This is a genomic window from Sphingobium sp. MK2 (assembly GCF_040170545.1).
Classification (GTDB): domain Bacteria; phylum Pseudomonadota; class Alphaproteobacteria; order Sphingomonadales; family Sphingomonadaceae; genus Sphingobium.
Map to the genome: position 1 here is coordinate 20,603 of NZ_JAZDXA010000055.1, position 6,466 is coordinate 27,068.

General features: G+C 62.7%; 9 protein-coding genes. 4 read left to right on the plus strand and 5 right to left on the minus strand.

What is annotated here, in order from left to right; translation table 11 throughout:
* Positions 1-159: 159 nt before the first annotated feature.
* Entirely contained in the window at positions 160-903 is a 744-nt protein-coding gene (locus V2I08_RS18625; RefSeq protein WP_349636326.1) for a YebC/PmpR family DNA-binding transcriptional regulator, read from the minus strand.
* A 141-nt stretch (positions 904-1,044) separates the two neighbouring features.
* Here V2I08_RS18625 and V2I08_RS18630 point away from each other — a divergent pair, with 141 nt between their 5' ends.
* Positions 1,045-1,356 carry a hypothetical protein gene (locus V2I08_RS18630; RefSeq protein ID WP_349636327.1) on the plus strand — a complete coding sequence of 104 codons (312 nt, stop codon included), beginning with the start codon at positions 1,045-1,047 and terminating at the stop codon, positions 1,354-1,356.
* Here the strand turns inward: V2I08_RS18630 and V2I08_RS18635 are convergent.
* The 3 genes from V2I08_RS18635 to V2I08_RS18645 form a co-directional block, all read right to left on the minus strand.
* Positions 1,353-1,679 carry a heavy metal-binding domain-containing protein gene (locus tag V2I08_RS18635; RefSeq protein WP_171899206.1) on the minus strand — a complete coding sequence of 109 codons (327 nt, stop codon included), beginning with the start codon at positions 1,677-1,679 and terminating at the stop codon, positions 1,353-1,355. The genes V2I08_RS18630 and V2I08_RS18635 overlap by 4 nt on opposite strands.
* Before the next feature lie 121 nt (positions 1,680-1,800).
* Positions 1,801-2,043: a DUF2312 domain-containing protein gene (locus tag V2I08_RS18640; protein WP_006956223.1), complete on the minus strand. Its 243-nt coding sequence runs from the start codon at positions 2,041-2,043 to the stop codon at positions 1,801-1,803.
* Positions 2,044-2,087: 44 nt separating this feature from the next.
* Positions 2,088-2,387: a DUF1244 domain-containing protein gene (locus tag V2I08_RS18645; protein WP_349636328.1), complete on the minus strand. Its 300-nt coding sequence runs from the start codon at positions 2,385-2,387 to the stop codon at positions 2,088-2,090.
* 106 nt (positions 2,388-2,493) lie between these two features.
* Between V2I08_RS18645 and pyk the strand changes: the two genes are divergently transcribed.
* Positions 2,494-3,945 carry a pyruvate kinase gene (gene pyk / locus V2I08_RS18650; protein WP_349636329.1) on the plus strand — a complete coding sequence of 484 codons (1,452 nt, stop codon included), beginning with the start codon at positions 2,494-2,496 and terminating at the stop codon, positions 3,943-3,945.
* A 367-nt stretch (positions 3,946-4,312) separates the two neighbouring features.
* Here pyk and ykgO read toward each other — a convergent pair whose 3' ends face one another.
* Positions 4,313-4,438 carry a type B 50S ribosomal protein L36 gene (gene ykgO, locus V2I08_RS18655; protein ID WP_003046794.1) on the minus strand — a complete coding sequence of 42 codons (126 nt, stop codon included), beginning with the start codon at positions 4,436-4,438 and terminating at the stop codon, positions 4,313-4,315.
* Positions 4,439-4,637: 199 nt separating this feature from the next.
* On the opposite strand from ykgO, the gene V2I08_RS18660 reads away from it, so the two are divergent.
* Together V2I08_RS18660 and V2I08_RS18665 are read left to right on the plus strand one after the other, a co-directional pair.
* On the plus strand, positions 4,638-5,234 hold the full coding sequence (locus V2I08_RS18660; protein ID WP_349636330.1) for a hypothetical protein: 597 nt from the start codon (positions 4,638-4,640) through the stop codon (positions 5,232-5,234).
* On the plus strand, positions 5,231-6,361 hold the full coding sequence (locus V2I08_RS18665; RefSeq protein WP_349636331.1) for a M14-type cytosolic carboxypeptidase: 1,131 nt from the start codon (positions 5,231-5,233) through the stop codon (positions 6,359-6,361). Before V2I08_RS18660 ends, V2I08_RS18665 begins: the two co-directional genes overlap by 4 nt.
* Positions 6,362-6,466 lie beyond the last annotated feature (105 nt).

A 6,466-nucleotide genomic window follows, 5' to 3' on the forward strand; every position in this document is an offset into this window, starting at 1 on the left:
CCAAAATTTCGTCATCCCCGCGCAGGCGGGGATCCATCTCCGAACCTAAGATCAAGCCGACAAGGTGGGAGATGGGTTCCCGCCTTCGCTGGAATGACGATGAACTATGTGGTTGCCAATATTTCGCTACGCCCCGCCGCAGGGGCGTAGCTTATTCAATCAACCCAATTTCTCCATCACCGCGTCGGACACTTCATAATTGCCCCATACGGTCTGGACGTCGTCATCATCTTCCAGCGTATCGACCAGCTTGAGCAAGGTCGCGGCATTGGCTTCGTCGACTTCGGTGGTGGTCTGCGGCCGCCAGGCAAGTTTCGCGCCTTCCGCTTCGCCGAGCTTGGCTTCCAGCGCCTTGGACACTTCATGCAGCGCGTCCATCGCGGTCCAGATTTCATGCTCATCTTCGTTGGACGAAACATCCTCCGCACCCGCTTCCAGCGCCGCTTCGAAGATCGTTTCGGCATCGCCCGCGCTGGCGGGATAGGTGATCAAGCCGACGCGGTCGAACCCATGGCTGACTGCGCCCGACGCGCCCAGATTGCCGCCATTTTTGGAGAAAGCGGTGCGGACGTTGGTCGCGGTGCGATTGCGATTGTCGGTCAGCGCTTCGACGATGATGGCGACGCCGCCGGGGCCATAGCCCTCATAGCGGATTTCCTCATAATTGTCGGTGTCGCCGCCGATCGCCTTGTCGATCGCGCGCTGGATATTGTCCTTGGGCATGGACTGGGCCTTGGCGGCGTTGACCGCCAGGCGCAGGCGCGGGTTCATGTCCACATCGGGCATGCCCATCTTCGCCGCGACGGTGATTTCGCGGCTGAGCTTGGAGAACATCGAGGAGCGCTTCTTGTCCTGCGCGCCCTTGCGATGCATGATGTTCTTGAATTTGGAATGGCCGGCCACGGCCTTCTCCTGACATTATCTGATGAAACACGAGCGCGCTCTCTAGCGTTGGTCGGTTCGTCTTGCAACTGTAGCCCAGACGCTCATTGTGCGGCGACGATGGTACCCGTTTTGCGACTGTCGACCTGCAAAGGAGTGATCATGCCGAAATATATATGCAAGAATGCCCGCTATTCGACAGACGACAGCAAGGGCTTCTGCCACGGGGAAGGGCAGCCGAGAGGCAGCGTATTTCCCAAGGCTTTGTGCACGAACGAGGATGGGGCATCGCTTTGGCTAGAATATGTGAAAGACCTTCATGGCAGTGGAGGCTGGGCGGGTAATCCGCTCTGGCTGATGTGGTACGACGTTAACGGCAAACCGACTATCAGCCATAGTGCGACGTTCGATCTGTCCCACATGAGAGAAATCTTGTCTCGCTTCATTGTCGAAAGCGACGGAGGCACTGGTTAGACTAGGATCGCCGTCCCGGAGGCCGATACCATCAGCATCGACCCGTTAGCGCCCAGCACTTCATAGTCGAGATCGACGCCGACGACCGCATTGGCGCCCAGCGTCGCCGCGCGCATCCGCATCTCGCCAATCGCCTGTTCGCGCGCGCGCTGCAGCACGTCCTCATAAGCGCCCGACCGGCCGCCTACGATGTCGCGCACGCTGGCGAACAGATCGCGGAACAGATTGGCCCCCACGATCACCTCGCCGGTGACGATGCCCAGATATTCCTTGGCCGGTCGCCCTTCCAGGCGGCTGGTGGTGCTGACGATGATCTCGGACATTGCGCTCTCCCTCAGATCCCGTTCGGGCTGAGCCTGTCGAAGCCTTGGCCTGAACGCAGTGAAGGCACTTCGCTACGCTCAGTAGAGCCCTTCGACAAGCTCAGGGCGAACGGGGTAACCGTTACTCCATGCCCAGCGCGGACAGATAGGTCTGGAGGATGGCTTCCATCTCCTGCCGGTCATGCGGCTGCATCTTCCGCAGGCGCACGATCTGGCGCATGATCTTGGGATCGTAACCCGTCGCCTTGGCTTCCAGATAGACGTCCTTGATGTCGTCGCCAATGCCCTTCTTTTCTTCTTCCAGCCGTTCGATGCGCTCGATCAAGAGGCGTAGCTGGTCGGCGGCGACGTTGGGTTCGGTCATGGGATGATGTCTCCATATGGAATGTGAATCGGTTGGGGGGCGTCCTAGTGAGTGTCGGCGTTCTTCGCCACACTCTCTTTCATCCGGGCGATCTGTTCCGGGGTCGCCTCGCCCTGATGCTGGTCCTTCCACCGGGCAAAGGGCATGCCGTGGATGATTTCGCGCGCCTGATCGCGCGTCAGCGTGCCGTCCGCTTCCGCGATCCAGTCGGCCAGGCAATTGCGACAAAAGCCTGCCAGCCCCATCAGGTCGATATTCTGTACATCGGTGCGGTGCTGCAAATGCGCCACCAACCGGCGGAAGGCGGTTGCAGCAACTGCATCTGTGACTATGGTGTCGTTCATCGGCGTGAAATCCTTTCGCTGATCTACATCATCCTGTCGTGCAGCACGGATACCCCATAACGACGCTCCGGCAAGTGCGGAGCGCCTATGACGGCCAGGAGAACACATGACGAAGTTACCGCCCCGCTCGCGCAAGGTCCGTATTCTTGCGACGCTTGGTCCTGCGAGCGACAGCGCGGAGATGATCCGCGCGCTGTTCATCGCGGGAGCCGACGCCTTTCGCATCAATATGAGCCATGGCGCGCATGAGGATCATGCCGCGCGGATCGCGATCATCCGCGAACTGGAAAATGAATTTCATCGGCCGACCACCATATTGGGCGATTTGCAGGGGCCGAAACTGCGCGTCGGCACGTTCGAAAAGGGCCTGGCGATCCTGGAGAAGGGCGCGCCCTTCATCCTCGACCGTGATGAAACGCCGGGCAACGCCCGCCGCGTCAACCTGCCGCATCCCGAAATCTATGCCGCGCTGGTGCCGGGCACCCGGCTGCTGCTGGACGATGGCAAGATGGTGCTGCGGGTGCAGGCGATCACCGACGCGCGGATCGACACGATCGTCGAGGTCGGCGGCACGCTGTCCAACCGCAAGGGCGTGAATGTGCCCGACGTGGTGGTGCCGGTGCCCGCGCTGACCGAGAAAGATCGGCGTGACCTGAGCTTTGCGATCGAGCAGGGGTGCGACTGGATCGCGCTCAGCTTCGTGCAGCGGCCGGAGGATCTGGCCGAGGCGCGCAAGCTGATGGGTGGCCACGGATCGTTGATGGCCAAGATCGAAAAGCCGTCGGCGGTGCAGCGGCTGGAGGAAATCGTTGAGATGGCCGATGGCGTCATGGTCGCGCGCGGTGACCTGGGCGTCGAACTGCCGCCCGAATCGGTGCCGCCGCTGCAGAAGCAGATCGTCGCGACCGCGCGGCGGCTGGGTCGTCCGGTGGTGGTCGCGACGCAGATGCTCGAATCGATGATCAAGTCGCCATCGCCGACTCGCGCCGAAGTGTCGGACGTGGCCACGGCGGTCTATGACGGGGCCGACGCGATCATGTTGTCGGCCGAAACGGCGGCGGGCGACTGGCCGGTCGAGGCGGTCGCGATGATGGACAGCATCGCCAACAGCGTCGAGCGCGATCCGGGCTATCTGGCGCGGCTGCACTTCACTGAAACGAAGCCCGATCCCACCACCGCCGACGCGCTGGCCGAAGCGGCGGGCAATATCGTGACCGTGGTGGGGGCGAGCGTGATCACCTGCTTCACCTCATCGGGCAGCACGGTGCGGCGCGTCGCGCGCGAACGGCCCTCCGCGCCGATCCTGGCGCTGACCCCGCGGACCGATACGGCGCGCAAGCTGGGGCTGACCTGGGGGGTGTACGCCATCCGTACCAAGGATATCGGCACGTTCGAGGAGATGATCGGCAAGGCCCGCCGCATGGCCCTGCGCCACCGCATGGCGGAGAAGGGCGGCAAGATCGTGGTGCTGGCGGGCGTTCCCTTCGGCACGCCCGGATCGACCAATGTGCTGCATGTCGCCGCGGTGCAGGGTGATGAACTGAAGGGGCGGGAGTAACCGCCCCTTCTCCCTTGAGGGAGAAGGATATGGAGCCTTACCGACCGCAGGGAGGGTAGGCGGAGTTGGATGAGGGGGTGCGGCGTGGCCGTTGGCGCGCGACACCCTCACCCCGTTCGCCCTGAGCTTGTCGAAGGGCCACTTTTTGACAAGAGTGGGACTTCGACAGGCTCAGCCCGAACGGGGATGGGTTGGTGCGTTATCCGAAGGCCACTTCTGGAGCGCAGGATAAACGCCGCGCTTTATCCACACCCCACCCGCAAATGCATCAAGCGCCCGATCATGCTCGATCGGGCGCTCTGAAAGGACTGATTCGTCCGATGGCTTTAGGACAGCGCCGGAAACGGCACCATCCTGACCGCTCTGCTTAGCCCTGGCGGGCTTTGAAGCGACGGTTGGTCTTGTTGATGACGTAGGTGCGGCCGCGACGACGGATCACGCGGTTGTCCCGGTGGCGGTCCTTGAGCGACTTGAGCGAGTTGCGGATCTTCATGGCATCGGCCCTTGGTGAATCTGACTATGATGGAAAATCGAAGCGCAGCCCCTATGGGTGGGGCGGGGCAAAGTCAAGGGTGACCCTGCTCTTTTGCCACCGTTCATCGGCCATGCAGCAACTTCATGGCTTTGCGCGTTGGAGGGAATATAGCTGGCCGCGCCGTTTATCGGTGGAGAGCCAAGTTGGAGTGAAATCGATGTCGAAGCGCCTGATCCTTGCCGCCTGCCTTGCCCTGCCACTTGCCGCCTGTGCTACCGCCGTACCGCCGGTGGAGGTAACCCGGTTCCATGTCGGCGATCCGGCCCGGTTGGGTACGGTCGCGGTGGAGGAAATGCCCGGCAATCCTGACATCAGCCTGGAATTCCGCACCTATGCCGCCGCCGTCGCGCAGGAATGGCAGCGGGTGGGCTTCACCAGCGTCGCGCCGGGCGCGACGAGTGAGTATGTTGCATTGGTCAGTTTCCAGCGCAGCTTCCGCCCGTCGGGCCAGGCCCGCAACGATCGCCCCGTCACCGTCGGCATGGGCGGCGGCATCGGCAGCGGTGGCTTTTCGGGCATGGGTGTCGGCGTCGGCATTAACCTGTCGGGCAAGCCCAAGGATTTCGTGACCACGCAATTGCATGTGCAACTGCGTCGCCGGTCCGATTCGGCCACCATCTGGGAGGGCCGTGCCTATACCGAGGCGAAACAGGGGACGCCCGCCGCGCAGCCGGGCATCGCCGCACAAAAGCTCGCTGGTGCCTTGATCGGGGGCTATCCGGGCGAATCGGGGCGGACTATAACCGTCAAATGACCATTTCCATTTCCAGCGGCTTTGACAGCGGCAATATTCGCACCCTCTCCATCACCGATACGCCGACCGGCGCGCGCGCCGAGTTGGAGATCGTGACGGATCATCAGAGCGATTTCTACCAATGGTTCCACTTTCGCGTCGCCGGGGCTGCGGGGTGCGAGGTGGAACTGGCGATCGTCAATTGCGGCGGGTCGGCCTATCCCGACGGCTGGGTGGATTATAAGGCGCGGGTCAGCGAGGACCGGGAAATCTGGACCCAGGCCGATACCAGCTATGCCGACGGCACGCTGACCATCCGGCTGGCGAGCGATGCCAATGTCGTGTGGGTCGCCTATTTCGCGCCTTATTCGATGGAGCGGCATCATGACCTGATCGCCTTTGCCGCCTGCCAGCCGGGCGTGGCGCATCGCGAACTAGGGCTGACGCTGGATGGTCAGCCGATCGACCTGCTGACCATCGGCGATGGCCCCAAGCAGGTGTGGCTCTATGCGCGCCAGCATCCCGGCGAATCGATGGCGCAATGGTGGATGGAAGGCGCGCTGGAGCGGCTGACCGACGAAGAGGATGCCGTCGCCCGGCTGCTGCGTCAAAAGGCGACGATCCACCTCGTCCCCAATATGAACCCCGATGGCAGCCGCCGGGGCCATTTGCGCACCAATGCGGTGGGGGTGAACCTCAACCGCGAATGGCACGCGCCCTCGATGGAACGCAGCCCCGAAGTGCTACTGGTCCGCGACGCGATGGATGCGACCGGCGTGGACTTTGCGATGGACGTGCATGGCGACGAAGCCATCCCCGCCGTGTTCATCGCCGGGTTCGAGGGCATCCCGTCGATCACTGACCGGCAAGTGTCGCTCTATCACCGCTATCGCGACACGCTGGCGGCGCGGACGCCCGATTTCCAGACGCGCCTGGGCTATCCGGTAGCAGGCGCAGGCCGCGCGAACCTCTCCATGTCCACCAACCAGATCGCCGAGCGATTCGGTGCGGTGGCGATGACGCTGGAAATGCCGTTCAAGGATAATGACGACCTGCCCGATGCCGAAACCGGCTGGTCGCCCGCGCGCTCCATGCAATTGGGCAAGGATTGTCTGGCGGTGCTGGCCGAGATGATCGACGCGCTCTGATCATCCCGGCCCGACGTGTTGGAGTGTGATGAATTGCGGTTCTTCTCTTCGTCATTGCGAGCGCAGCGAAGCAATCCATTGTGGTGCCGATGGATTGCTTCGCTG